Genomic DNA, 26,397 nt, shown 5'->3' with positions numbered 1-26,397 from the left:
GGTGGTGTGGGGCTGCCGTTCGTGGGCGGGTGGCGGGAAGCGGCTCGTTTCCCGCCACCCGGTCTCCGGCCACCGCCGGGTAGCCGGAGGGTCATGGGGGGGGCAGCCCCTCAAGGGCAGGCGGACCCGTCAGGGTCGCGCCGTCAGCGGGTCAGCTGTAGACGCCGAACTCGTGCAGGGAGTAGCCCCAGCCGGTGCCGCGTGCGGTCAGGTTCAGTCGCACGTGGCGGGCGTTCGCGGACACGTTGATCGTGTCGATGTCACCGTTGCCGGTCGTCGTGGAGTGGACCGTGCGCCAGTTGGTGCCGTCGTCGGAGAGCTGCACCTCGTAGGACTTGGCGTAGGCGGGGTCCCACACCAGCTGCAGGGTGCGGATCGCCTTGACGGCTCCGAGGTCCACGCTGATCCACTGGGGGTCGCTCCAGTCGCTGGCCCAGCGGGTGCCGGTGTTGCCGTCGGTGGCATTGCCGGCGGGGCAGGGGCAGTCGCCGTAGGAGGCCTGCGCGGAGGAGGCGTTGGCGGGCCTGTTCAGCGCGATGTTGGTGCCGCTGACGGGCGGGGCGACGACCTTGACGGACTTGGTCTCGATGCCCGCGTTGCCGCGGCCGTCCTCGGCCTGGATGTAGACCTTCCAGACGCCGAGCTTCTCGGGCGCGGTGACCGCGAAGGTCCCGTTGCCCGTCGCACGCCACTGCGCCTCGACCAGGCGCTTGTCACCGTTGGCGTAGTTGCCGCTGAGGAAGACCTTGTACGTGAGCGGGTCGTTCTGCGGGTCACTGATGTTGGCGCGGACGGTGAACTCACCGCCGGCCGGCGCGTTGGAGGCCTGGTCGACGACCATGTTGCTGATGACCGGCGGCGTGTTGTCGCCCGCGGTCGACCCGGTGTACGCCTTCTTCACCGCGTAGTACGAGAGCCTCTTGAGCCCGTCGGGCAGCAGGTTGAACCAGATGCTACCGAAGTCGTGCTCGATGCCGTAGTGGAACATCGTGGCCCCCAGCGCCACGCCCTGGTGACCGGTGATGCAGTTCCAGGCGGTGGTGTAACCCTCCGCGGTCTGGACGTCGGTCTTCTGGTCCGGGATGCCGTTCGCGTCGTTCGGCACCTCCCACTCACCGGCCGGGCCCGTCTCGGTGATGATGTAGGGCTTGTTGTAGCCGCCGTCCACCCAGTCCTGCTTGACCCCGCAGATGTCGCCGTAGGAGTTCATCGAGTACAGGTCGAGGTCCGGGGCGTTGCGCTTGTAGTACGGCCACGCGCCCGTCCAGGCGTCGGTCGAGGTGACCGGGTGGTTCGGGTCGATGGAGTGGATCTTCTTGGCGACGTCGTTCACGAACGTGGTGTAGGCGTTGCGCTGCGCCTCCAGTTCGGTGCCGCTGTAACAGTTCTGCAGGCCGAGGACGGACTCGTTGCCGACGTTCCACATCAGCGTGGCCGGGTGCGACTTGTAGGTGTCCACCCACTTCGCGAACTCGGTCAGCATGGTGCTCTTGTACGCCGCGTCGGTCACGTAGTTGACGCAGCCGCCCGAGCCGGGGCCGCCGCCGGGCTGCAGCCAGAAGCCGTTGACGACGCGGATGCCGTTCGCCGCGGCCGTGTCGAGCAGGGGCTTGCTCGACGCGTCGGTGCCCCAGGTGCGGATGGTGTTGACGCCCATGGACTTCACGTCGGGCATGTACTTCGGGGCGTCGGCGAAGGACGGGCCCCAGGTGAGGCCCTTCACCGTGTACGGCTGTCCGCCGACGGTCAGCTGCCAGTTGCCCTGGGAGCCGGTCACGCGCACCGCGCCGGCGACCGGGGGTTCCACCGAGGTGGTGCCGTAGACCTGGAACTCCCAGAGGGAGTAGCCGTAGCCGCTGGAGCGGGCCAGGCCGTTCATCCGTACGTAGCGGCCGCTGCCGGTGATGACGATCTCGTCGGTGCCGCCGTCGCTTCCGGTGACGGATTTGGCGGTGCGCCAGTTCGTTCCGTCGTCCGAGACCTGGATGTCGTAGTTCTTGCCGAACGCGCCCTCCCACGTGAGGACGACCCGGCTGAGGTTGCGGCCGGCGCCGAGGTCGACCTGGATCCACTCGGCGTCGCGCCACTGGCTCGCCCAGCGGGTGCCGGTGAGGTTCCCGTCGAACGCGGCGGCCGCGGAATAGCCCTCGCCCTCCTGGGAGGAGGCGGTGGCCGCCTTGCCCTGGGAGAGCAGGGTTTCCGCCGCGACCGCGGTGGGGGCGCCGGCCAGGGTGAGCGAGGACGCGAAGAGCGCGCCCAGGGTGACGAGGGCGGCCGCGCCGCGCGTGCGGCGGGGTGGGGTGCCGGTGGAGGGGGGATGGGTGAACATTGCGGCTCCTGGTGTCAATGGCGGTGGGAACTGACCAGCTCTCCCGTGGGGGGCGCCTCGCCCGTGAGACAGCGCTCTCTGTGTCGACGGGCACGGCCCTGCCAGGTGCTCGGGCCTCGCTCCGGCCGGGGACGCCGGGCTGGTCGATGTGCTCAGGGCCCCCTGGTCCGGGGCGGGGAGGCCGGTTCACCCGGCCCAGGGGAGTCGAGCTCGGCTCCGTCGGGTCTGCGGAGGCCGGTCGAGCGGTGGTGCCCCCGGGCCGCGGCGGCAGGGCGGAAACCGGGCCCGGGGAGTTCGGCCCGGCTCCGGTGGGTCACCGGAGCCGGCGGGGAGGGACGGCGGCTCAGGGGAAGGAGACCACCGTGGAGGGAACCGTCGAGGTGCCGGCCGGGACCGTGGACGCCCCGGTGTCGTTGATGACGTGCGCGTAGTGGCCGTTGCCGCCGAGCGACACCGTCAGGAGGCTGTGGAACTTGACCCCCGGCTTGACGGGGGCCTTGAACCCGTGGTCCTGGATGATCGTCGGATCGACGTTGTAGTTGCTGTAGGAGCCCAGGCCCCAGGCTTCGTGGGTGTTGACGGAGTCGTCGACCCGGTAGGCGGCGTAGCCGCGGGTGCTGCCGTTCTGGATGGCGGCCTGGTTGGGGGCGTCGTACGCCTTCTCGTTCTGGTAGAAGACCGTCTTTCCGCGCTCGCCGTACCACTCCACGTCGTACTTGTTGAAGTGCTCGACGAACAGGCCCGTGGCCAGGACGTCGTCACCGTTCACCCGCACCCCGTAGTCGGCGCGGTTGGTCTCCCAGCCCACGCCCTCACCGTGGTCGGCGCGCCACACCCAGGTGTGGTCGACGATGGCGTCGTCGCTGTTGACGACCACGCTGGTGGTCGCCTTGCCGGCGCCCGCTCCGCCCACGCGGATGTAGACGTCCTGCACGGTGGTGGGGTTGGCGGCGTGGTCGGCGGAGGAGTTCTGCGGTCCGAGCTCCAGCAGGGTCGGCGAGTTGACCGGTCCGGCATCGATCAGGAAGCCGGCGAGCCGGACGCCGTCCACGTCGGCGACCTTCATCGCGGTCACCCCGTTGTCCGGGATGATCGTGGCGAGGCCGAGGCCGAGCACGATGGTGTTCGCGCGGTTCACGTTGATGGTCTGGTCGACGTGGTAGACGCCGGGCGTGAACAGCAGGTTCAGGCCCTGGGTCAGCGCCTGGTTGATCGTGGCGGCGGTGGTGCCGGGCTTGACCACGTAGAACTGGCTGAGCGGGACGGACTCGCCCTGGGGGGTGCCGTTGGCCCAGGTGGTGCCGCGGGCGTTGGTGCGCTTGGCCGGCGCGAACACCTTGTACTCGCTGCCGTCGAGGTAGAGGTAGGGCTTCTCGCGGGAGACGGGCGTGGTGTCGAGCGTGGTGTAACGGGGCTCGGGGAATCCGTTGGCCGGAGCGCCCTCGACGCCGGAGAAGGTCTGGTTCCACACGCTGTTGGACCAGCCGCCGATGGTGCTGTCCCGGGTGTACCACTGCTGCTGCGAGTAGTTGCCGACCTGGCCGTCGACCTTGGAGTCGGCGATGTAGCCACCGCTGGCCCAGCCGTAGCCGTTCGGCGCCAGGTTGAGCGCGCCCTTGACGTGCATGCGGCGGAAGGAGGACGCCTGCGATACCGCCCACCGGTCGGTGCCGCTGACCGGGTTCACGGTCAGACCCTCCGCACCGCGCCAGAAGTTCTGGGTCGCGTTGCCGTTGAACCAGCCCGCATCGACCGTGACGTCACCGTTGATGGTGGTGTCGCCCGGGCGCAGCCCAAGACCGGCGATCTGGGTGTAGAAGCCGATCTGGGCGTTGATGTTGTTGTACGTGCCCGGCTTGAGGAGGAAGGCGTGCCGGCCGCTGCCGAACTGCGCCGACTCCTGCTCCTGGAAGACCTGGTCCAGCTTGTCCTGGATGCCGGGCGTGGAGGGGTCGATGATGTGCACGTTCGGGCCCAGGTCGCCGCCGCCCGGCAGGGTCGGGCCGCCGCCGGCGCCCCCGGTGCCGCCGAACACCTTGAACTCCCAGAGCGAGTAGCCGTAGCCGGTGGCCCGGGTGACGCCCTGCATGCGGACGTAGCGGGCGGTCCCGGTGATGTTCACGGTTTCGGTGCCGCCGGCGCCGGTGGTCGTGGAGTAGGCGGTGGTCCAGTCGGTGCCGTTGGTGGACAGCTCGATCCGGTAGGCCTTGGCGTGGGCGGCCTCCCACTGCAGGACGACCTTGCTCAGCTCGATCGCGGCGCCGAGGTCCACCTGCAGCCACTGGGCGTCGGAGGCGGCGCTGGACCAGCGCGAGCCGTTGTCGCCGTCGACGGCGCCGGTCGCCGGGGTGCCGTAGTGCTCCTGACTGGAAGCCGTGACCGCCTTGCCCTGGGACACGAGCACCGGCTCGGCCGAGGCGGCCGGGGAGGACGGCGCCAGCGCGAGCAGGCTGCCGAAGAGGGCGGTCGTGACCGCCCCAGCGATCCCCCTCCGGGTGGAAAGAGGACGTCGTCTGCGTGGCGACGAATCGACAGATATGCCAGTTGGCATGGGTGCTCCTTAACGAACCTGAAACGGGAGAGCGCTCTCCAGACCTTGCCCGTAACGCAATCGACCGGTCAAGGGTCCTGTCGCTCTTTTCTTTCGTCTTTCATTAAGTTCCGAGGTGGGGAGGGGTGGACTCGTGGGACGCAAGCGGAGGATCGGAGAGGGGGTTTGGGGTGAAGGTTGGTCATGCATGCAGTCGGCGGGCTTAGCGGCGGTGGCCAGACCCCGCGGAGGCGGCGCGTTAGGGTTCCGGGTATGAGCAGACGGGGCCCGACGCTGGAGGATGTGGCACGCAAGGCGGGGGTGTCCCGGGCGACGGTGTCCCGCGTCGTCAACGGGACTCGCAACGTGGATCCCGACATTCAGGAACTCGTCCGTCACGCGGTCGAACAGACGGGGTACAGGCCGAACCGGGCAGCCCGGTCCTTGGTGACCCAGCGGACGGAAACAGTTGCGCTGATCATCTCCGGCGCCGGGGACACCTTCGCCTCGCGCGTCTTCGCCGACCCGTTCTTCGGGCGGGTGGTCAGCGGGGCCGTGGGGTACCTGCGGGCGCACGCGATGCACCCGGTCATCCTGGTCGCCGAGTCCGAGGTCGCCAGGGAACAGGCCGTGGACTACCTGGGCCAGGGCGCCGCAGACGGCGCGCTGGTGGTTTCGATCCAGGCCGGCGACCCCCTGCCCGCGATGCTGATCGCCGCACGGATCCCCGTGGTGCTCTTCGCCCGGCCTGAGCCCGAGCAGGCAGTCAGCTACGTCGATGTCGCCCACGCCGACGGAAGCCGGCTGGCCGCCGAACACCTCCTGGCCCGCGGCTGCCGGCGGATCGCGACGATCTCCGCTCCCCAGTCGATCCCGGCGGCCAAGGACCGGCTCGACGGGTTCCGTGCGGCTCTGGCTTCGGCAGGGATTTCCGAGGTACCCGTGGTCGAGGGAACCTTCACGGTGGACAGCGGCGCGGCGGCCATGACCCGGCTGCTTGCCGAGCATCCGGACGTGGACGGAGTGTTCGCCGCGAACGACTTGATGGCCCAGGGCGCTTGCCAGGTTCTGCGCGAACTGGGCAAGCGGGTACCTCAGGACGTTGCCGTCATCGGCTTCGACGACTCGAGCGTCGCTGCGACGTGCCGCCCCGCCTTGACCACGGTTCGACAGCCCGTCGAGAAGATGGCCGCGGAGATGGCACGCCTCTTGGCGGAACACATCCAGGGCACACGTACGGAACCCGCCTCGATCGTCTTCGAGGCCGAACTGGTGATACGGGACTCGGCCTGAGCCGTTTCGCCTGGTGAAGCAAGGAGCCTGCCCGGTACGGCACGCCCGGCGTGCGCAACGGGCAGGCCCCGGCGTCGACCGAAGCGAATCGTCACGTCAGCTCTCTCCCGTGTTCGTCGAGTGCTGAGCCGCCGTCTCGTGCGAGCCGGTCCGCTCGGCGTCCCCGGCGCCGCGCGAAGCCCTCCGCACGAGCAGGAGTACGGCGGCGAGTGCGCAGAGACCGGCGCAGATCCAGAAGACGCCGCGGTGGCCGGCCTGTGCGGCGACCGCTCCGGTGATGGCGCCGGCCAGCAGCTGGGCGATCGGAAAGGTGGAGGAGTAGAGCGCGGACACCGTGCCGGCCCCGCCGGGGACCTCTTGCTGCACCACCACCATCGGGATGCTCGTGATCACCGCGATCCACAGGGCGTTCGGCAGCTGGAGGGCGATCAGCGCGGGCGCCGAGCCCGCCATCGGCAACAGGCTGAAGAAGAAGACGGCGAGGATCACGGCGGCGGCCACGACCCGCGTCCTTCCGATGCGATCGGCCAGCCGTCCCACCGTGATCATCAGGGGAATTTCCGGCGCCGCGCAGACTCCGGCCATCAACCCGACCAAGGAGGGCGACAAGTGCGGATCCGTACATGCGCCCGAACCCCGCGTGCATCAGCAGGAAAAGGCCGACCGGCGGACCGATCACCCATCCGGCGGAGAAGACCGACCGCACTGTGGAGCTGAACGGGGTCACCTCTCTGCCGGTGTGATCGGCGAACTCCTTCACGTAGGCGAACATCTGGGAGATGTAGGCCTCGTTGAGGCCGAGGAGGACGGCTCCGGTGGCGAACACCACGGCGTAGTCACGGGCGCCGGCGAAGACCAGCGCGCCCCGGGAACGGCCAGACGCTCGGCTGGGTGTCCCAGCCGAGCGTTCTGCGTGGGTGGGGCCGCACGCCCTGCCTGCGGGGACGAAAGCCGCTCGGCACCGGGCGAGCCGCCGACTTACGTGTGGAGCTGGCTGTGGCTGCGGACGATGTCCGCGTAGCGGCGACCGCTGGTCTTCACGGTGCGCTTCTGCGTCTGGTAGTCGACGTGCACGAGGCCGAACCGCTTGTCGTAGCCGTAGGCCCACTCGAAGTTGTCGAGGAGGGACCAGGCGTAGTAGCCGGCCAGGGGAGCGCCCTGGCGGACGGCGCGGGCACAGGCTGCCAGGTGCTGTTCGAGGTAGGCGGCGCGCTCGGGGTCGTCGATCGCGCCGTCGGGGCCGACGGTGTCGGGGAACGCGGAGCCGTTCTCGGTGACGTAGAGCTTGCGCACGCCGTAGTCGTTGGTGAGGCGCAGCAGCAGGGATTCGAGGCCGTTGGCGTCGATCTGCCAGTCCAGGCCGGTGCGCGGTACGTTCGGGAGGCGGACTTCGCGGGCGAAGGGGACCGGGCCGTCGGCGTCGTTGGTGACGGTGGCGGGGAAGTAGTAGTTGAGGCCGTGCCAGTCGAGGGGCGCGGCGATGGTCTCCAGGTCGCCGGGGAGCTCGGGCAGCTCCACGCCGTACAGCTCGCGCATGTCGGTGGGGAAGCCGCGTCCGTAGACCGGGTCGAGCCACCAGCGGTTGGTGTGTCCGTCCATGCGGACGGCGGCGGCGATGTCCTCGGGGCCGTTCGTGGCGGGGACCACGGTGGAGTGGTTGGTGACGATGCCGATCTGCGCGCCGGGTGCTGCGGCACGGAGGGCCTGGGTGGCCAGGCCATGGCCCAGCAGCAGGTGGTAGGAGGCCTGGACGGCGGCGGTCAGGTCGGTGAGGCCGGGGGCCATGCGGCCTTCGAGGTGCCCGATCCAGCCCGAGCAGAGCGGTTCGTTGAGGGTGGCCCACTGGGTGACGCGGTCGCCGAGGCGTTCCGCGACGGCGGTGGTGTAGGTGGCCAGGTGTTCGGCGGTCTCGCGGACGGTCCAGCCGCCGCGGTCCTGCAGGGCCTGGGGGAGATCCCAGTGGTAGAGGGTCACCGAGGGGGTGATGCCGGCTTCCAGGAGCCCGTCGATCACCTTGTCGTAGAAGTCGAGGCCCCGGGCGTTGACCGGTCCGGAGCCGTCGGGGACGATGCGCGGCCAGGCGATCGACATGCGGTAGGTGTTGGCGCCCAGCTGTTTCATGAGGGAGATATCCTCGGGCCACCGGTGGTAGTGGTCGCAGGCCTCGTCGCCGGTGTCGCCGTTGTCGATCTTTCCGGGAGTGTGGGAGAAGGTGTCCCAGATGGACGGCCCGCGGCCGTCCTCCTTGACTGCTCCTTCTATCTGGTAGGCGGACGTGGCCGTGCCCCAGGCGAAGTCCTGAGGGAAGGCGCCGAGGTCAATGGAATCCGACACAGCAGACCTTTCGAAGATCATGGGAGGAGCGGCTACTTGACGGCGCCGGCGGTCAGTCCGGTGACGAGGTAGCGCTGGAGGAGGAGGAAGCCGCCGACGACGGGCAGGCTCACGACGAGCGAGGCGGCCATGACCTGGTTCCAGTACACGTCATTCTGGGTCGAGTAGCCCTGGAGGCCCACCGCGAGGGTGCGGGTCGCGTCGTTGGTCATGACCGAGGCGAACAGCACTTCGCCCCAGGCGGTCATGAAGGCGTAGACGGCGACGGCGACGATGCCGGGGATCGCGGCGGGGACGATGACGCGGAAGAGGGCGCCGAGCGGACCGCAGCCGTCGACCTTCGCGGCCTCGTCGAGGTCCCGGGGGACCGAGTCGAAGTATCCGATCAGCATCCAGATCGAGAACGGCAGCGAGAACGTCAGGTAGGTGAGGATCAGCCCGGCGCGCGAGCCGAAGAGCGCGATCCCGGTGGCGTTGCCGATGTTGACGTAGATGAGGAACAGCGGCAGCAGGAAGAGGATGCCGGGGAACATCTGCGTCGACAGCACCGTGACGGTGAAGAGGCGCTTGCCGCGGAAGGAGTAGCGGCTGACGGCGTAGGCCGCGAAGATCGCGATGACGACGGAGAAGACGGTCGCCGCCCCGGCCACGATCAGCGAGTTCATGAAGTAGTCGCCGAGAGGGACGGTCTTCCAGATGTCGAAGTACGGCTGGACGGTGAGGCCCGAGGGGATCCACTGGAACTTCCCCGACACGTCCTGCAGCGGCTTCAGCGAGCTGGAGATCATGACGTACACCGGCAGCAGGACGAACCCGGTGAGGAGCGTCAGGAACACCAGCCGGCTCACGAGGAACGACTTGGGGGGCGCCATGGGCGACCGGGACAGCACCGCCTGAGTGTGCTTAGGCATCGGTGGCGCTCCTTCCTCGGGAGGTGAACAGGAGGTAGAGGCCGGTCACCACGAGCAGGAACAGCAGCAGCAGGACGGACATCGCGGATCCGGTGCCGAAGTTCCAGGTCTGGAACGAGGACTGGTAGATGTGGATGGAGATGAGGTCGGCCGAGGCCGGCGCCGATTTCCCGAACAGGACGAACGGCGTGTTGAAGTCGTTGAACGTCCACAGGAACAGCACCAGGATCAGGACCTGGTTGACGGGGCGCAGGGAGGGGAGCGTGATGCGGCGGATCTGCTGCCAGACACCCGCTCCGTCCAGGGCCGCGGCCTCGTAGATCTCGCGGGGGATGTTCTGCAGGCCGGCCATCATGATGAGGAAGGCGAAGGGCCAGCCCTTCCAGACCGAGACGACCAGCAGGGTGATGAAGGCGTTGTCGCCGATGAGCCAGAACGGCGGGCTGTCGGTGAGTCCGAGCTGGTCGTGGATGACGTGGTTCACCAGGCCGTTGTCGCGCTGGAACATGAAGGCCCAGGTGATGACGGCGGCGTAGACGGGCAGGGCGTACGGCACCAGGAAGATGGTGCGCAGGATGCCCCGGCCCTTGAACGTCTCCTGCATGAAGATCGCGGCCGCCGTGCCGATCAGCCAGCACAGGCCCACCGAGAAGAAGGTGAACAGGCACGTGGTGAAGAAGGAGCTCAGCAGCGCCTCGCCGACCGGTGCGTCGAAGTCGACGGTCAGGGAGTAGTTGTCCAGGCCGGCCCAGGGCGCGTTGCCCCAGTCGCGCAGGTAGAACTGGGTGAGCTCCTTGAAGCTGACCACGATGCCGATGACCATCGGGATCAGGTGGACCAGGAGTTCGAGGACCAGTGCGGGGAGCAGGAGCAGGTACGGCAGGGAGATCCGGCGGAGCCGCCCGGAGCGGCGCGTGCGCGGCGCCGCTCCGGGGGGGTTCTTCCGTACCGTCCGCTTGCCCGTACGAGGGGGTGCGGTGGTGGTCATGAGATATCCGTGCCTACTTCTTGGGCATCTGCTGCTGGGCCTTCTCGAGCTTGGCCTTCACCGACTCCAGCGTCACCGGCCGGCCGGCCGCCGCGTCGGCGAAGAGCTCCTTGACCGCGGTGCCCACCACCGTCTCGAACTGCGACTCCTCGGGGACCTGCGGGAGGGCGGAGGCGCTCTTGGCGAGCGTGTCGCGCAGGACGGCGAGACCGGGGGTGTTGAACGCGGGGTCGCTCTGCGCGGACTTCACCGGCGGGATGGAGCCGTAGGCCTTGTTGAGGACCTTCTGCTCCTCGTCACTGGTCATGAAGTTCACGAACTTCGTGGCACCGTCGATGTTCTTGGTGTTCTTGAACACGGCCATGTTGATGCCGGCGACCATGGAGTTGGTGGCCGTACCCGTGCCCGGAGCGCCGGACTGCACGGGCGCGGGGACCACGCCCCACTCGTCCTCCTTCATGCCCTGCGCGGCGAAGGTGGCCGACGCGGTCTGCCACAGCACCATCGCGGTCTTGCCCTTGGCGAAGTCGCTCAGTGACTGGTTCTGGGAGTACTCGGCGTTGCCCTTGGCGACGATCTGCGCGTCGGCCATCAGGTCGACGTACTGCTTCACGGCCTTGACCGCGCCGTCGGAGGTGAAGTCGGCCTTGCCGTCCGCGGTGAAGAAGTCCGCGCCGTGCTGCTTGCCCAGGACGAAGACCTGGTGGATGTTGTTCGACAGGTTGGAGCCCTCGACGCCGAGCCCGGCCTTGCCGTCCTTGGTCAGCTGCTTGCCTGTGGCGATCAGCTCGTCCCAGGTGGTCGGCGGCTTGGCAACGCCCGCGTCGGCGAACGCCTTCTTGTTGTAGTAGAGCGCGTAGGCCATGGAGTACAGCGGCACGGCCGCCGGGTCCTGGCCCTGGACGCCGGTGGAGCCGAGCGCCGACTCCACGAAGCGGTCCTTGCCGCCGATCTTCTCGAAGTTCTTGGCGTCCCACGGGAGCAGCGCGCCGCTGGCCTGCAGCGAGGCGCTCCAGGTGTTGCCGATGTTCAGGACGTCGGGGCCCTGGCCGGAGGTGGTCGCGGTCAGGATGCGGTTGAGCAGGTCGCCCCACGGCACGACCTCGAGCTTGACCTTGATGCCCGTCTGCTTCTCGAACTTGTCGAGCTCGGGCTGGAGGACCTGCTTGTCGACCTCCAGGCTCGCTCCCTGGTTGGAGGCCCAGTAGGTCAGCGTCTTCGGCTGCTCGTTGGACCCGCTCCCGTCGGTGGAGCCGCCACCACCACAGGCGGCCGCCCCGAGGACGAGGGAGAGGGTGACGGCGCCTACCGCTGCGACTCTGATTCTGCGCATGGCTCCATGGGCCTTTCAGGAAGGAACGGGATGCCGACTGCGGGCTGGGGGGCGGACGTTCCGCGGTTCGCCCCCAAAACCACATGGCTTAATTTAGGATGTGAGTTAAACCTCAAGCGAAGGACTCGTCAAGAGCGTTCACGCAGGTATCTTGCAGTTATGGGCATCGATGACAGGGGACAGAGTGCGAGTACGTAGCGGTAGAACAGTGCGTGACCTGCGGCGGGAGAACCGAACCGCTGTTTTGCAACGGTTGTATTTCGACGGTCCCCTGAGCCGCTTCTCGCTGGGCCCCGCCACGGGACTGAGCTCCGGATCCATCAGCAACGTGGTCGCGGAGCTGGTCGCCGACGGCCTGGTGGAGGAAGCCGGGAGCGTGGAGTCGGCCGGCGGGCGCCCCCGCACCCTGCTCCGCGTCCGCCCTACCAGCGGCTACATGATCGGCGTGGATGTGGGCGAGACCCGCATCCGCATCGAGCTCTTCGACCTGACCCTGACCGAGCTCGCACGCGTGGAGCGCCCCCTGGAGGCGGCGGGGCCGCGGCGCATCGACCGCTACGACGTCGCCGTCGTCGTACGGCACCTGCGCGAGGGCATCGCCGAGGTACTGCGGGCGGCCGGCATCCCACCCGAGCGGCTCCTCGGCGTCGGCATCGGTGTTCCCGGCATCGTGGCCAGGACCTCGGACGGCGCCGTCGTCCACGGCCAGACCATCGGCTGGGACGCGGTTCCCCTGGAGCGGATGCTGCGCGACTCCCAGCTCCTGCCCGAAGCCGTCCCGTACTACATCGACAACGGGGCCAAGACCCTCGGCCAGGCCGAAATGTGGTTCGGCGCGGGCCGCGGGGCGCGCAACGCGGTCGTCGTGCTCTTCGGCTCGGGTGTCGGCGCCTGCGTGGTCAGCGAGGACACGCGCACGGGCCGCGCCATCGAGTGGGGCCACCTGACCGTGCGAGTCCGCGGACGTCGCTGCCGCTGCGGCGCCCAGGGCTGCCTGGAGGCGTACGCGGGGGCCGAGGCCCTCCTGGAACGCTGGGTCGAGGCCGGTGGACGCCCGCCGGCCCCGGCCGACGAGGAGACCGCCCTGACCGCGATGCTGGCCGCCGCTTACCCGGCCGCGGGCCCCGACGGCACCAGCGCTCGGGCCGACACGACGGCCCTGGCCGTCCTGGAGGAGACCGCCGAGTACCTCGGGGCGGGATTCTCCGACCTGATCAACCTGTTCCAGCCCGAACGCATCCTCGTCGGCGGCTGGGCCGGCCTGCAGCTCGGCACCCGCTTCCTGGACTCCGTACGGTCCTACGCCACCTCCTACGCCCTGTCGTACCCGGCGGCCAACGTCCACATCGACCTGGGAACCTTCGGCCCCGACGCCGTCACCGTCGGCGCGGGCATCCTGCCACTCGCCGACTTCTTCGCCCACGGAGGCCACCGCACGGAACCCGAACGCGAGGAGCCGCTCCCCGCCTGGCGCACCACGCTGCAGGAGCGGGCGGCGCACTGAATCCCCGGCCCACCCCGCAGCCCGCGAGGTGGGCCGGCCTTCGCGAAGGTGCTACCTCTCCAGAGGTGCGTGCCCGTCTCCGGCCGGAGACACGCGGCGCCCCGCGTGGTCGAAGACGTACAGCTGCGCGAGATCGACCAGCAGCGGGATCTGGGCCCCGACCCGCACCCGGACGTGCGGTCCCGTGCGCACGACGAGGTCGCTGCGCACCGCCCCCAGCCGCTGCGGAGCGGCACCCGCGTCCGGCCCCTGAGCGGATTCCGGCGCGTCCAGGACCGCCACCGACCCGGACCCCGGGCCCGACAGCCGTCCCACGGCACGGTCCCTGAGCCGGCCGAGGCCGCTCCGCTGCCGCCTGAGGCTGCCGCGCCCGGGAGCAGCCGGGTGCCGCGCCGACTCCAGATCCGCCACCACGGCGGGTCGCGAGCCCGTGTCCACGTGCACCAGTGCCTCGTGACCCTGGTACTCGACGTGCTCGACGATGCCGGTCATCGCCACCTCGCCCGGCCGCGCCTGGCTAGGAGGGGCGATCCTGACCGCCTCCGAGCGCAGGCCGACTATGACCGGACGCCCCTGCTGGATCCGCAGCAGCTGGTGATCGGCGCTGAGGGGCTGGGGAAGGGTGAGCCTGTGCCGTCCCAGGTCGACCCACATCCCCGCGCCCAGCGGCGCGTGGACCACGGCCTGGAGCAGGCTGATGCGGGGCGTTCCTATGAACGCCGCGACGAACACGTTCGCCGGCAGGGCGTAGGTGTCCCGCGGTGAGCTGACCTGCTGGAGCACGCCGCCGCGCATGACCGCCACCCGGTGTCCCAGGGACATGGCCTCGGACTGGTCGTGCGTGACGTAGACGGTGGTGACACCCAGCTCGGACGTCAGGCGGGCGATCTCGGCCCGCAGGTGGCCGCGCAGCTTCGAGTCCAGGCTGGAGAGCGGCTCGTCCATGAGGAACACCGACGGCCGGCGTGAGATGGCCCGGCCCATCGCGACCCGCTGGCGCTCGCCGCCGGAGAGCTGTCCGGGGAAGCGGTCGAGGAGGTCTTCGATGCCCAGCATCCGGGCCGTGGCCTCCACCTGCGGCTCGTGGTCCCCGCGGGGGTCGCGCAGCTTCAGCGGGAAGCCGATGTTGGCGCGACCCGTCATGTTCGGGTACAGCGCGAAGCTCTGGAACACCATCGCGATGTCCCGTTCGCTCGGTGGCATGTGGTTGGCGTACTCGCCGTCGAGGTACAGCGCGCCCTCGGTGATGTCCTCCAGCCCCGCGATCATCCGCAGGACGGTGGACTTGCCGCAGCCCGAAGGCCCCAGCAGCACCAGGAACTCGCCCGGCTCGACGGTGAGGGAGACGCGCTCGACGGCGAGGGAGCCCCGCCCGTATCTCTTGCTGACATCGCGCAACACGATGGAACGACTCATAGCGATCCGCCCGAGGCTGGGAATGGTGGAGGGAGGGGAGCGTGGGGGAGGTGAGGTCAGAAGCTAGCCCACCCCACTGGCGTGGGGGAACGCCTTGGCGCAACATCGGGAAATCGAGCCGCGGGTGACCTCCACGGGCGGGCTTCTTGGCGTCGGACAACCCTCCGGGGGCAGGGATCGTCCGCCCCCGGCAGGCGGTTGGGTCCAGAACGCGCCACCTTTTTGGATTGACTGCCCGACCAGAAGCAGCCCAGGTGGCACGAGCAAACTCGGCCTCCCGGTAGGTGAGTTCACCACCCCTGTTCCTTGACCCCGGTCGGGACCCGCGTTAGGTTCCCGCCCTGGGAGAGCGCTCTCCCAGGGCGGGACCATCAATCAGGGGGAAGCATGACCACGCATGGATCCCGGCCCGCCAGCTCGAAGCAGCTCTCGGTCAAGGAGTTCGAAGACCTGCGCCACACCGTGCAGATCCGGTCACTGGCCCACCGGGGCGTCAGGGAGGATCCCGCCTACGCGACTCCCGTACCCCGGGAGATGAGCATCCAGCTCACCTACAAGTGCAACCTCCGCTGCCTGCACTGCTACCAGTGGAGCGAGGACGGATTCTTCCGGGACTTCTCCCACCGGAAGGCCCAGACGGAGATCCACCCCGACCTCTTCGCCTCGCTGCTCGACTACACCGACGAGACCCGCGCCAAGATCTTCCTGTGGGGCGGCGAGCCCCTCATGCACTCGAAGTTCGACGAGATCGCCCGGCTGCTCGAAGCCCACCCCCGGACCGTCAACATGTGCACCAACGGGCTCCTGCTGAAGCGGAACATCGACGCACTCATGCGGATCGGCGACGGCCTGAACCTCCTCGTCAGCCTCGACGGCATCGGCGACGCCCACGACGCCCTGCGCGGGCGCGGAACCTTCGAGCGCACCCTGGAGAACCTGGAGTTCATGCTCGACCTGCAGCGCAAGGGCGAGTTCCGCGGCGAGATCTCCCTGTCCTGCATGGTCAGCGACGACACGGCACCGGCCATGTACGAGTTCATGGAGTGGGCGGAGGAACGCGGTGTCAACACCGTCTACTTCCAGTTCCCCTGGTACATCAGCCCGTCCGTGGCCGAGGAGATGGACACGCTGTACGCCGAGCAGTTCGAGTGGCTGGGGCTCCTTGAGGAGGGGGGCCGGGGAACCTGGCACTCGTACAGCTACCGGCTCTCGGACGAGATGATCGAAGTGGCCCAGGACTCGATGCGCAGGCTGTCCGAGCGGGTCTGGACCTCCCGGGTGCGCTACCAGCCGCAGGTGACCACGGACGAGGCACCCGAGTTCCTGCGCGGTGCGACCGGAACGGCGCAGAAGCGACACCGCTGTCTGGCCGTCTCCAACCGTATGGAAGTGCACGCCGACGGCAAGGTGAGCTCGTGCAAGTTCTTCCCCGAGTTCGTCATCGGGGACCTCACCGCCCAGCGGCCCGAAGAGGTCTGGCAGGGCGAAGCCTTCCGCCGGGTGCGCTCCACACTGCAGCAGACGAGTCTGATGCCGGTCTGCTCCAAGTGCATCCTCCTCTACCTCAACGGCGTCTGAGCGCACACGCTGCGCGCGCCGTACCTCACACCTCGAACCCAGAACTCGAAAGGCTCAGTATCATGAGCACCCTCCAGGAGCAGCTACTCGACGTACTGCGGCAGGCTTTGCGGGACGAGGGCCTGCCCGACGGGCACGTGACCGCCGACACCCACCTCTTCGAGCAGGCGGGAATCGACTCGCTGCTCTTGATCTCCTTCCTCCTCATGGTGGAGGTCGAGTTGCAGCGGCCGATCGACTTCGAGTCCCTCGACTTCAGAGACCTCACGACCGTTCGCAGCCTCACCTCCGTTCTCGAGGAGGCGCCCGGTGTCGGCACGCGATCCGTCGCCTGAGCCCCTTCGGGTCCTGTTCGGCGGTCAGGACGCGGAACGGGCGTGGGACCCCGCCGCCCGGCACGTGTTCCCCGAGCTCCCGGGGGGAAACTCGGGGACCGTGCTGGCCTCGGCGGACGAACTGCTCCTGCTGTCGGCCCGGTCCGCGGACGAGGTGCTCTGCTCCCGGCGCCCGCCGGACGCGCTGCTGCGGCGCTTGCGCGATCTGGGATGCGCCGCCCGCGCCACCGCGGTTCCCGGAGACCCCGGGATACCGGTGGAACGCCGGATCGCGGACGGCGCACTCACACCGGGCCACGCACGGGGCCGTACGGCTGTCCCGTACGCCGTGGTCACGGACACCGCGGAGGCCGTACGGTCCCTGGGCGCGGCGGATGCCACGGTGCCCCTCGCGGTGGCCGCGCACGTCAACTCCAAGATGTGGTCGAACGGCTTCTGCCGGTCGCGAGGGCTCGCCGGCGCGGCCGCCGTCGCGCGCACCGAGGCGGAGCTCCATGCCGCCGCGGCCGCGGTGGAAGGACCGCTCGTACTCAAGAGTCCGTACGGGGTGGCCGGGCGGGGAGCCGCGGTCGTGCGGGACCGCCGCCAGCTGGTGGTCTTCGCTCGCAGGCTCGCGGCCCTCGCTGCCCTCGCGGAATCCGGGACACCGGGAGAGGCGGAAGGCGGCGGGCTTCTCGTGCAGCCCCTCTACCGTCGCGCCCTGGACTTCTCCGCCCATCTCGACGTGCGCCACGACGGAACCGTGGTGCTCGCCGGGTTTCGCGGGATGACCAACCGGGGGCTCACGTTCTCCTCCTCGGACGGCCTCGCACCGGAGGGCCGGCGACGCCTGGAGGACGACGAGGCATACGGCTCGGTTCTGTGGGACCTCGGCAGGGAGCTCTTCCGGGCCGGGTACCACGGGCCGGTCAGCGTGGACGGGCTGATCACCGAGGACGGCGTGATGGTTCCGGTGCTGGACGTCAACGCCCGGCTCTCCCTAGGGCGGTTCGGGCTGGACCTGCAGGAGCGGTGTGCGGGCCGGTGCGCGCTGGTGGGCCTGCACGCGGTTCCGGTGCGAGTCGGCGTGCCCTACGAGGAGGCGGACGCCCTGATCGACCGGGCGCTCGCAGCTGCGGGTCTGCACTGGGACGGCACCACTCGTCCGGGCATCACCGCGCTCACCGGTGGCACCCTGCAAGGGCCGGTCGGACGCCTGTACTTCGCCGTCCACTCCGCCACCGCCGAGGAGGGCCGGGACATGGCCCGGGCAGCGCGCGAGACGCTCGCGGCGAGCCCGCCCGCCGCCCCCCTGGTATCCGTCCGAGGGGTCGCCCCGTGATGCGCCTCGGCCTGGTGGGAGCCACGAAGATCGCCGTCCGTGCCGTGATGGGCCCGGCCGGCGCCCGTGAGGACACGGCGATCCACGCGATCGCCGCCGGCGACCCGGGCCGGGCCGCGGCCATGGCTGAGGCCCACCGGATCCCGCGCGTGCACCGCGACTACGCGGCCCTCTTCGCGGATCCGCTGGTGGACGCCGTCTACATCTCGACGCACCCGGCGGCGCACGCCGCACTTGGCCTGGCCGCGCTGCGGGCGGGCAAGCACGTCCTGGTCGAGAAGCCGCTCTGCCTCGGTGCCCGGGAGGCCCAGCTGCTCGCCCTGGAGCAGCGGCGTACCGGGCTGGTCCTCACCGAGGCGGTCATGACGGCGTGGCATCCGTGGCCCGCTTCGCTGGCGGCGGTCGCCGCGGAGGAAGACCTCGGGCCTCTGCGCGGAGTGCGTACCGAAGTACGGTTCCCGCGTTCGGACCGGCTCGGCTATCGGGCCTGGCCCGAACTCGGCGGCGGGGTCTTCCACGACGTGGCGCCCTACTGGCTGCAGATGCTCCAGGCCGTCCGGCCGTCCGGCCGTCCGCGGGACTGCGCGCGGCGGGCTCGGGCCGTTCCTCCTTCGACGGGCCGGCCAGGACGGACCGGAATTTCACCGCCCTGCTGGAGTACCCCGACGGGGTGCGGGCCACACTCCGCTGCGAGCTGGACGGCCCCTACCGGGCCTCCCACACCTTCGACCACGCCCGCGGCACCGTCCGCGTACGCGACTTCCTCCTTCCGGCGGCCGGTCGACTGCGCCTGAACCTGCTCGTCGAGCGCGACGGCTCCGCACCCCGCGTGCTCACCCACGCACCGCTCGACCTCTACGCGGAGCAGCTGGAGGCCGTCACTGCGGCCGTCACTGCGGCCGTCGCCGGGGCCGGATCCGGTTCCGGCCCGGTGGACGGCGACCGGCAGGAGGCTACGGCGGCCGCCATCGAACGGGCCCGCTGCACCGAGGCCGTCTACGTCCAAGCCCTGGGCGTCGCAGAGCAGTGGGCCGCCAGTCGGCATTGCGGCGAACTCTTGGAGGCAAGATGATCACCGTTCTCACCTCGGGCGTCGCCCTGGGCGTTCACGTACCGGGCCTGCTGCTGAGCCGGCGGCTGGCCGAACGGGACGTTCCCGTCCGGGTGCAGGTCCTGGAAGCATGGTGGGACCAGTCGGACCGCGACCGGCTGATGCGCTCGCGCGACGCGTTCCAAAGGGACTTCAGACTCGCACTCGCCACGCAGCGGCTGCGCCGCAGGCACGACGAACTGGTGCCGCAAGAGGCCCGGCGGCGGATCCACACCGAGTGGGACCGCGACGGTGTCCGCCACTTCGTGGTGCTCTCGGGCTTCTGGCTGCCGATCGTCGACGCGTACGTGCGCGAGCGGGGCGGCAGGGTGAAGGTCGACACCCTGCACCTCGATGCCGTGGACTCCCCGTCCTTCACCCCGTACGCGGACGAGGCCGGCACGCACCGCGCCGTCCGGCTGATGGACCACCTCTCGCAGACCCTGCCCTGGACGGTCCCGGTGCTCGACGGGCCCCCCGTTCCGTGGGAGGAGCGCGAGGAACGGGTGCTGGTGCACGGCGGCGGCTGGAGCCTGGGCACCTACCGCGAAGCGGCCGGCCGGCTGACGGCGGCCGGGCTGGCGATCGACCTCGTCCTGGGCAGCGCGGACGCCGATCCCGTGACCGCCCCGGGAGAGCGCACCCGCTGCTTCCGAATCGATCCGGGCTGGAACGCCTGGGACGACCCGATGTTGTTCCCTCCACTGCGACGGGTGGCAGGCCTCCCGGCAGATGGCACGGCCGGGCATGCGGACGCCCCGTCCCCTCCTTGGGCGCGCGGGGACGGCCCGGCCCACCCCTCCTTCGAACTCACCCGGCATGCACGGGCCACGGTCAGCAAACCAGGCGGCGGCTCGCTGCTGGACGGCCTGTGGGCGGCGACCCCGGCCGTGCTCCTGGAGTCCTTCGGCGCACACGAGGAGCGGAACGCGGAGCTGTGGATCCGACTGGGACTGGGCGTACGAATGGACGCCTGGCAGGAGTCGGGCTACTCCGGCGACCTCCTGCTCGTCCTGCACCAGCGCGCTCTCGAACTGCGCTCCCGGGTACCCGACTACGCAACTCACCTGGCCGGGCAACTCGCCCCTCACCGGCACGGTCCGTCCGAGGCCCGCTTCCCCCGTCCTTCCCGGCAGCGAGAGACGATCGTATGAACACGGAAACCCGTACATCCGCAGAGGCCGGCGCGAATCCTGAGATCCGGGAGGTCCCGTACGCCGCACCGGGCGGCGGCCCCGCCCCCCTGACCTGGTCCCAGCAGGACATGTTCCGCATCATGCAGGCACTGCCCGGCCGCCACGTCCACTTCAACATGACCTTCTCCGTCAGACTGCCGACAGGGCTGTCCACCGAGCGGATACTCGACGCGGTTCGTGACGCGACCGAGTCCCACGAGGCACTGCGCACGACGGTGGCGGGGGCCGCCGACGGACGCCCGAAGCAGCAGGTGCACGCCACCGGCCGCATACGGTTGCGCATTCACGACTTCCCCCGTGCCACCGACGGCGACGCCCTGGCCCCGGACACCTTGGAAGCGGTGGCGGACCGGGGCCGGAGCACACCGGTCGGCTACCCGGACGAGGAGTCGTACCGGCCGGACCTGATCTTGGTGGACGGGGCGCCCCACACCCTCGTCCTCACCTGCAACCACCTCACCATGGACGGATTCAGTGTGCCCGTACTGTGCGAGGACCTCCTGGGCCGGCTGTCCGAATCGCCCGTCGAGATCACCGAGTCGGTCCCTTGGGCAACAGGAGTCGCCATGATGTCTCCCGCTCTGCCCGTGCGGCCCACGTCACCCGTTCCGCAATCACCGCGCCAGCGGGCGGAATTCGAGCAGAGCTCCGACGGCTCGGCGCAGAGCGAACGCAGCCTGCGGGCCCTGGAGCGGGCGATCCGCGCGGCGCCACCGACCCTCCTCCGTCCACCGGAGGACCCCGCCGCCACGGGCCGCGCCGGGTTCTGGTGGGGCAGGATGCGATCCCCCGCCCTGGCGGCCGCCGCCGCCGACCACGAGCGGAGTCCGCCGAAGAGCAGCAAGGCGCCGAGGAAGGCGCCGGAGGTGACCAGCAGCCGGAAGGTGATGAACAGCAGCTGGCCGTGGAAGACGTCGACCGGGCGTAGGAGTGTGTTGACGACCGCGTAGTAGTGCCGGTGCCAGGTTGCCCCTCCGTACACCGGGTAGGTCGCCTCGATGACGCCCACCTGCATGGCGGTCGCGGCGAGCAGGCCGGGGCCCACGAAGCCCAGGTATCCGCCGGGGCCGGCGTTCGGGAGGGCTGACCGGCCGTCGAGCAGGGGCGCCATCCCGTACGCCATGGCGGCGAGGGTGACGATCGGGACGGCGATCGTCGAGACGAGCGAACCGCGCCAGGTGCTGCGGTAGTTGAGGAGGAGATGGGAGAGCTCGCGCAGGGCCAGGGTCACGGCACCGGGGGCAGGACCCGGGGCGGGGCCGGATGCGCAGGAGCCGGACGCGGAAGGGGTGGTGCGGCGGGGTGCGGAAAGGTTCATGGTGAGGTCCTCAGTCGACCAGGGTGCGGCCGGTGAGGGTGAGGAACACGTCCTCCAGCGTCGCCCGCCGCACGAGGGAGGTCGTCGGGGCCAGCCCTTCGGCGTGCACCTTGGCCAGGGTCGCCTCGCAGTCCTCGGTGTAGAGGAGTACTCGGTCCGGCAGTTGCTCCACCCGCCGGGCGAGGCCGTCGAGCCGGTCGGGTGGGATGCGCCGGTCGGTGGCGAAGCTCACTTCCAGTACTTCTCGCGTGACATGCCGGGTGATCAGTTCGCCGGGTGAGCCCTCGGCGACGATGCGCCCGTGGTCCATCACCACCAGCCGGTCGCACAACTGCTCCGCTTCGTCCATGTAGTGGGTCGTCAGGATCAAGGTGACTCCCTGCCGTTTGAGCTGGTAGAGCCGCTCCCACAGGACGTGGCGGGCCTGGGGGTCCAGTCCGGTCGTGGGTTCGTCGAGGATGAGGATCTCCGGCGAGTTGATCATGGAGCGGGCGATGGTGAGCCGCCGCTTCATTCCCCCGGACAGCGACTGGACCTGGGCGTCCGCCTTCTCCGTGAGTTGCGCGAACTCCAGCAGTTCCGCCGCCCGTTCGCGTGTGGTGCGGCGGGAGAGGCCGAAGTACCGGCCGAAGAGCAGCAGGTTCTCCCGTACGGTCACCTCGTCGTCGAGGTTGTCGTCCTGCGGTACGACACCGAGCCGGGCCCGGATGCGGGAGCCGTCGCGCTCCGGATCGCCCCCCAGAACCCGCAGGGTGCCGGCGGTCACCGGCGAGACGCAGCACGAGCAGGGGAACAGCCGTCGTTGGATCATCCGTGAAGTGGAGAACAGTCTGCGCCGGCTCGGCACCGACTGGATCGACCTCTACCAGGTGCACCGGCCCGAGCCCGGGACCGACTTCGACGAGACCCTGGGCGCGCTGAGCGACCTCGTCCACCAGGGCAAGATCCGCTACATCGGCACCTCCACCTTCGAGCCCTCCGCGATCGTCGAGGGCGAGTGGCTCGCCGAACGCCGCGGCCGCGAACGGGTGGTGACCGAGCAGCCTCCGTACTCGCTGCTCGCGCGGGGCATCGAGCGCGAGGTCCTGCCGGTCGCCCAGCAGTACGGGCTGGGCGTGCTCAGCTGGAGCCCGCTCGCCGGCGGCTGGCTGTCCGGCCGCTACCGCAAGGGCGCCGACCAGCCCACCTCCAGCCGGATCGACCGGCAGGCCGAGCGCTTCGACATCGCCGACACCGGGAACGCGGCCAAGCTGGACGCCGCCGAGGCGCTGGCCCAGCTGGCGCAGGAGGCGGGGCTGACCCTGGTCCAGCTCGCGCTGGCCTTCGTCCTGGAGCACCCCGCCGTCACCTCGGCCATCATCGGACCGCGCACCTTCGAGCAGCTGGAGAGCCAGCTGGGTGCCGACCGGGTACGGCTGAGCGCGGACGTGCTCGACCGCATCGACAAGATCGTGCCGCCGGGCACCAACCTGTCCACCCGGGACGCCGGATACGTGCCGCCCGCACTGTCCGACCCCGGGCTGCGCCGCCGCCCGCGCCCCTGACGGGCCGGGCCGCCGTTCCCTCCCCCCGGATGGGGGCGGCGGCCCGCCGCGGCGGCACCGTCAGCCCACGAACTCCTGGTCCCCGTAGTGCACTTCCGCGGTGTTCCAGTCGACACCGAGGTCGGCCGTGAGCTTCCGGGCGAGGGGGAGGTCCGCCAGCGGAGCGATGAGGATCAGGCGGCCGTCGAGGGTGACGGAGCCCCCACCGAGGCGTTCGCGGGCCTCGGGGTCGGCGAGGAGGGCGTCGTGGAGACGGGTCGCGCTCACTCCCGGGGCCTGGATCTCCACGGCGTCGGTGTCCGGCGAGCTCCGCGGCAGGCAGCGGAACGTCAGCACCGACTCCTGGTGGTACTGCTTGCGGATGACGTCGGCGATGTGGCGCAGCCCCTCGGGGCCGACCCGGTCGACGTCGAACTCGCGCGAGCGCTCGTACGTGGTCTGCTTCAGCTCGTCGGACCAGAAGACTCCGTCCAGCAGGGTCGAGGGGCCGGGCTTCGCGCCGTGGGACCGGATGATGCCGCGCACCTCGTGGTCGAAGCGGTGCAGGCGGGTCCGCAGCCGGGGGTCCGCCGGGTCCGTGATGACCGCCGTGTTGTTGGTGGCGAAGATCTCCGCCGTCGCCGGGCAGTCCTGGGGCGGGGCCGGGCTCGCGTGTGCGGTCCCCGTGCCGGCGGATCCCAGCGCGAGGACCCCGACCGCGACCAGGACGCGCATGTACCGCTGCCTCATGTTCCAACTCCCTTTCCGGAAAACGGTGGTGGTGTACCGGTGATGTACCGGTGGTCTACCGGTGGCGGACAGATGCCCACGCCACCCCGGGCAAGGAGAACCCGATCGGCCCCGCACGCGTCAGGAAGATCGCGAACGTTCACGTGATCGTCAAGAAATGCCCGCCGGGCCCGGGCCGGGACCGGCCCTGGCCCGCCGCGGCTACCGCCAGACGGCTACCGCCAGACGGCGGCGCGCCAGCGGACCGGCCAGCTCCGCGAACTACCCACGTCGCCCGCGACGCTCCCGGCCGCGTTGATGGCGAGCGGCCGGGTCGTGTCGATGCCGGCGGGAAGGGGAAGGGCGGTGACCCGCCCCAGCGGGTCCCATGTCACGGCCCGCTCGTCGGAGGTGCCGACGCCGGTCCCCGCGTCGTTGATGTCGTTGACGAAGACCCGGCCCGTGCCGGGCAGCACCGAGAGTTCGGTGGTGGCGTTTCCGTCCCACCTCACGGCGTGGTCCTTGACGTTCCCGACGACGACGTCGGCGTTGTTGACGCTCACGGACCGTGCGCCGATCCCCTGCGACGGCAGTGCCTTGAACTTCTCCCCGCGCGGGGCACGGACGGCCTTCCACTCCCCGGCCCCGTCGGTCGCCCGGCCGATCACCGTGCCGCGGCCGTTGATCGCGACCGGCTCGCTGTACGAGCCCCCGAGCGAGCCGAGATCGTGGACACGGCCCGCGGTGTCCCAGCGCACGGCCCGGGTCTTCTCGCCCGGCACGAACACGTGGCCGGCGATCTCCCCGCGCTCGTTGATCCCGGTGGCCACGCCCCCCTCCGCCTTCGGGGGCAGGCGCAGCAGGGTCGCCCGGCCGTCCGGGCTCCAGCGCACCGGGCGCGTGCGAACGGCCGTCGACAGACGGCCCACGGCGACGTGGGAGCCGTTGATGTCCTGGGCTTCGCCGTCGACGTAGCCCGGTGGTTCCTCGAGCCGGGTGAGGGCGCCTGACGCGTCCCATCGGGCGGCATGCCGCACGCCGTTTGGTGCGGCGGTGAAGCCCGCCACGGTGCCGTCCTCGACGACCTCGACCGCCTGCCCGCCCGAACCTCCGGAGACGGCCTGCAGACGGGTGAGGGAGCCGTCGGCGCCCCACCGCACGAGGTAACCGTCCTCGTTCTCGTCCAGCGAGAGCCCCACGACGTCCCCGGCGTCGTTTATCGCCTGGGCCGAACTACTGGAATGGCCTGCCAGGAGCGGCAGTTCGTACATCGAGACGGCGACGCCGGAGGGCGCGGAAGGCGCGGAAGGCGCGGAAGGCGCGGAAGGCGCGGAGGGCGCGGAGGGCGCCACCACCATCACGGATAACATCGCGGAAACCACCACGGGTAACAAGAAGATCTCCCCTGTCTTCTCGGACTGATACGGCGCCGGACGCACCCGCCCACCCTGTTGATCCCCCGGGCGGCGAGAACGGCACGACGCCCGAGCCCTCCCCCGACCGTGCGGCGCAGAAACGTGCACCTACTCGTTTCGGGCCACCGCGCGGGGCGAGGCCCGGACGCCGGGCGATTCCCGCCCATCCGGCCGTAGAGCTGCCGCGAACTACCTGTAGGGGGTTTTGCGAGGCGAGCAAGATGACCGACGAAGAGTTCGAAGAGCTCATGGAACAGGCGCGGGCAGAAGTACGCCGGACCGCTTTCTCGGACCCGGTGTCGGTCGACGACGGGGAATACGCCTTCCGCACACAGCATGCAGAATTCGGAGCACCCGCTCACTGAGTCACGCCCCGGCCCTGGGCCCCTTTCCGTAGGTTCCTCCAGCAATCGATCTGCGGTACGGCCACGAATGGGCAGTAGAGGGTGAACAGCTCCATTCTTGGGAGAAGACAGGGCGGCCGGCGCCTTCCCTCTCGCCCCGTCGCCTCGGACGCGACGGGGTCCTGCGGCGGAGCAGCAGCCTCCAGCCCTTCCGCGCCGGCACCCGTGCAGCCGGAGGGGCGGGCGGAAGAACGTAGCGTGGGTCTTCCTGCCGTCGAGCGGAGTGCACCGGTGGCCCCACGCCCCACCGTCGTCGGCATCATCGATGGCGACACGATCGATGTCCGGGGCGTCGGCGGACTCCTGCCCGACGGTGTCACCTCAAGGGTGCGGCTCTTGGCCATTGACGCGCCCGAGAAGGGGGCTTGCTTCAGCCGCGAAGCCACGGCCCGTATCAAGGCGCTGCTACCGCAGGGCTCCGGCCTGAGGATCGAACGGGACACCGAGCTCAAGGACCCGTACGACCGTCATCTGCTGTACGTGTGGAACGAGCAGGGTGTGCTCGTCAACGAGTCACTGGTCCGGAGCGGTCACGCCGAGGGCGTGCTCCACCCGCCCAACGACGCGCACTGGCCGAAGATCTCACAGGCCGGCGAAGCCGCCCGGAGAGCCGGCGCCGGGCTGTGGTCGGCCTGTTCTGGATCTACGCCCGAACCAGCCGCGACTCCCGGGACAGTGGATACGGGCAATCCCGCGGGACTGCCGCCGGGCCCGCCCGCGGGCGTCCCCGATGTCGACTGCTCCCAGCTCTCCGGCGCGGTGTGGGTCGGACCCGCCGACCCACACCGGCTGGACCGTGACGGCGACGGCATCGGCTGTGACAGTGGATGACCCCGGCGGTGCGGAACGG

The 26,397-nt window shown here is 70.2% G+C and carries 22 protein-coding genes and 1 pseudogene; 12 read left to right on the top strand and 11 right to left on the bottom strand.

Annotation, left to right across the window (positions count from 1 at the left end; all coding sequences use genetic code 11):
- Positions 1-151 precede the first annotated feature (151 nt).
- Both ACODT5_RS19940 and ACODT5_RS19935 read right to left on the bottom strand, forming a co-directional pair.
- Complete coding sequence (locus ACODT5_RS19940) at positions 152-2,329, bottom strand: discoidin domain-containing protein (RefSeq protein ID WP_422520670.1); 2,178 nt, start codon at positions 2,327-2,329, stop codon at positions 152-154.
- Positions 2,330-2,672: 343 nt separating this feature from the next.
- Positions 2,673-4,880, bottom strand: a complete 2,208-nt coding sequence (locus ACODT5_RS19935) for a discoidin domain-containing protein (RefSeq protein WP_422520669.1) — start codon at positions 4,878-4,880, stop codon at positions 2,673-2,675.
- 252 nt (positions 4,881-5,132) lie between these two features.
- Here ACODT5_RS19935 and ACODT5_RS19930 point away from each other — a divergent pair, with 252 nt between their 5' ends.
- Positions 5,133-6,152 (top strand): LacI family DNA-binding transcriptional regulator, encoded by a 1,020-nt coding sequence (locus tag ACODT5_RS19930; RefSeq protein WP_422520668.1) that lies wholly within the window; start codon positions 5,133-5,135, stop codon positions 6,150-6,152.
- Positions 6,153-6,248: 96 nt separating this feature from the next.
- Here ACODT5_RS19930 and ACODT5_RS19925 read toward each other — a convergent pair whose 3' ends face one another.
- The 5 genes from ACODT5_RS19925 to ACODT5_RS19905 form a co-directional block, all read right to left on the bottom strand.
- On the bottom strand, positions 6,249-6,761 hold the full coding sequence (locus ACODT5_RS19925; RefSeq protein ID WP_422520667.1) for an MFS transporter: 513 nt from the start codon (positions 6,759-6,761) through the stop codon (positions 6,249-6,251).
- Between the two features lie 369 nt (positions 6,762-7,130).
- Positions 7,131-8,507: a GH1 family beta-glucosidase gene (locus ACODT5_RS19920; protein ID WP_422520666.1), complete on the bottom strand. Its 1,377-nt coding sequence runs from the start codon at positions 8,505-8,507 to the stop codon at positions 7,131-7,133.
- Between the two features lie 11 nt (positions 8,508-8,518).
- Positions 8,519-9,358: a carbohydrate ABC transporter permease gene (locus ACODT5_RS19915; protein WP_422524971.1), complete on the bottom strand. Its 840-nt coding sequence runs from the start codon at positions 9,356-9,358 to the stop codon at positions 8,519-8,521.
- Positions 9,359-9,389: 31 nt separating this feature from the next.
- Complete coding sequence (locus ACODT5_RS19910) at positions 9,390-10,385, bottom strand: carbohydrate ABC transporter permease (RefSeq protein ID WP_422520665.1); 996 nt, start codon at positions 10,383-10,385, stop codon at positions 9,390-9,392.
- A 13-nt stretch (positions 10,386-10,398) separates the two neighbouring features.
- Positions 10,399-11,718: an ABC transporter substrate-binding protein gene (locus ACODT5_RS19905; protein WP_422520664.1), complete on the bottom strand. Its 1,320-nt coding sequence runs from the start codon at positions 11,716-11,718 to the stop codon at positions 10,399-10,401.
- A gap of 184 nt (positions 11,719-11,902) precedes the next feature.
- Between ACODT5_RS19905 and ACODT5_RS19900 the strand changes: the two genes are divergently transcribed.
- A complete protein-coding gene (locus ACODT5_RS19900) occupies positions 11,903-13,222 on the top strand; it encodes an ROK family protein (protein ID WP_422520663.1) in 1,320 nt (439 codons plus the stop codon).
- A 51-nt stretch (positions 13,223-13,273) separates the two neighbouring features.
- On the opposite strand, the gene ACODT5_RS19895 is transcribed toward ACODT5_RS19900, so the two are convergent.
- Positions 13,274-14,638 carry an ABC transporter ATP-binding protein gene (locus ACODT5_RS19895; RefSeq protein WP_422520662.1) on the bottom strand — a complete coding sequence of 455 codons (1,365 nt, stop codon included), beginning with the start codon at positions 14,636-14,638 and terminating at the stop codon, positions 13,274-13,276.
- Positions 14,639-15,025: 387 nt separating this feature from the next.
- Here ACODT5_RS19895 and ACODT5_RS19890 point away from each other — a divergent pair, with 387 nt between their 5' ends.
- The 7 genes from ACODT5_RS19890 (at position 15,026) to ACODT5_RS19860 (ending at position 21,108) form a co-directional block, all read left to right on the top strand.
- Entirely contained in the window at positions 15,026-16,216 is a 1,191-nt protein-coding gene (locus ACODT5_RS19890) for a radical SAM protein (protein ID WP_422520661.1), read from the top strand.
- 62 nt (positions 16,217-16,278) lie between these two features.
- On the top strand, positions 16,279-16,551 hold the full coding sequence (locus ACODT5_RS19885) for an acyl carrier protein (RefSeq protein WP_422520660.1): 273 nt from the start codon (positions 16,279-16,281) through the stop codon (positions 16,549-16,551).
- Positions 16,526-17,872, top strand: coding sequence for an ATP-grasp domain-containing protein (locus ACODT5_RS19880; protein WP_422520659.1), 1,347 nt, complete (start codon positions 16,526-16,528; stop codon positions 17,870-17,872). The genes ACODT5_RS19885 and ACODT5_RS19880 overlap by 26 nt, the downstream gene beginning before the upstream one ends.
- Complete coding sequence (locus tag ACODT5_RS19875; protein WP_422524970.1) at positions 17,872-18,666, top strand: Gfo/Idh/MocA family protein; 795 nt, start codon at positions 17,872-17,874, stop codon at positions 18,664-18,666. The genes ACODT5_RS19880 and ACODT5_RS19875 overlap by 1 nt, the downstream gene beginning before the upstream one ends.
- Before the next feature lie 35 nt (positions 18,667-18,701).
- Positions 18,702-18,944, top strand: a complete 243-nt coding sequence (locus ACODT5_RS19870) for a hypothetical protein (protein ID WP_422520658.1) — start codon at positions 18,702-18,704, stop codon at positions 18,942-18,944.
- Positions 18,941-20,116 carry a hypothetical protein gene (locus ACODT5_RS19865; protein ID WP_422520657.1) on the top strand — a complete coding sequence of 392 codons (1,176 nt, stop codon included), beginning with the start codon at positions 18,941-18,943 and terminating at the stop codon, positions 20,114-20,116. Before ACODT5_RS19870 ends, ACODT5_RS19865 begins: the two co-directional genes overlap by 4 nt.
- Positions 20,113-21,108, top strand: coding sequence for a condensation domain-containing protein (locus ACODT5_RS19860; RefSeq protein WP_422520656.1), 996 nt, complete (start codon positions 20,113-20,115; stop codon positions 21,106-21,108). Before ACODT5_RS19865 ends, ACODT5_RS19860 begins: the two co-directional genes overlap by 4 nt.
- Before the next feature lie 378 nt (positions 21,109-21,486).
- Here ACODT5_RS19860 and ACODT5_RS19855 read toward each other — a convergent pair whose 3' ends face one another.
- Positions 21,487-22,287 carry an ATP-binding cassette domain-containing protein gene (locus ACODT5_RS19855; RefSeq protein ID WP_422520655.1) on the bottom strand — a complete coding sequence of 267 codons (801 nt, stop codon included), beginning with the start codon at positions 22,285-22,287 and terminating at the stop codon, positions 21,487-21,489.
- Here ACODT5_RS19855 and ACODT5_RS19850 point away from each other — a divergent pair.
- Positions 22,259-23,020, top strand: a pseudogene (locus ACODT5_RS19850) (aldo/keto reductase); the annotation flags it as partial. The gene ACODT5_RS19855 and the pseudogene ACODT5_RS19850 overlap by 29 nt on opposite strands.
- Positions 23,021-23,080: 60 nt before the next feature.
- Here the strand turns inward: ACODT5_RS19850 and ACODT5_RS19845 are convergent.
- Both ACODT5_RS19845 and ACODT5_RS19840 read right to left on the bottom strand, forming a co-directional pair.
- The gene (locus ACODT5_RS19845) at positions 23,081-23,749 is read right to left on the bottom strand and encodes a hypothetical protein (RefSeq protein ID WP_422520654.1); all 669 of its coding nucleotides are present in this window, start codon (positions 23,747-23,749) and stop codon (positions 23,081-23,083) included.
- Between the two features lie 215 nt (positions 23,750-23,964).
- Entirely contained in the window at positions 23,965-25,098 is a 1,134-nt protein-coding gene (locus ACODT5_RS19840) for a hypothetical protein (RefSeq protein WP_422520653.1), read from the bottom strand.
- Positions 25,099-25,364: 266 nt separating this feature from the next.
- Between ACODT5_RS19840 and ACODT5_RS19835 the strand changes: the two genes are divergently transcribed.
- Entirely contained in the window at positions 25,365-25,508 is a 144-nt protein-coding gene (locus ACODT5_RS19835) for a hypothetical protein (protein WP_422520652.1), read from the top strand.
- Positions 25,509-25,778: 270 nt separating this feature from the next.
- Entirely contained in the window at positions 25,779-26,378 is a 600-nt protein-coding gene (locus tag ACODT5_RS19830; protein WP_422520651.1) for a thermonuclease family protein, read from the top strand.
- Positions 26,379-26,397 lie beyond the last annotated feature (19 nt).

The sequence above is a fragment of the Streptomyces tatrensis genome (assembly GCF_049310065.1).
GTDB lineage: Bacteria > Actinomycetota > Actinomycetes > Streptomycetales > Streptomycetaceae > Streptomyces.
Note: the sequence above shows the minus strand (reverse complement) of the source record. Positions and strands in the feature narration are given on the sequence as shown.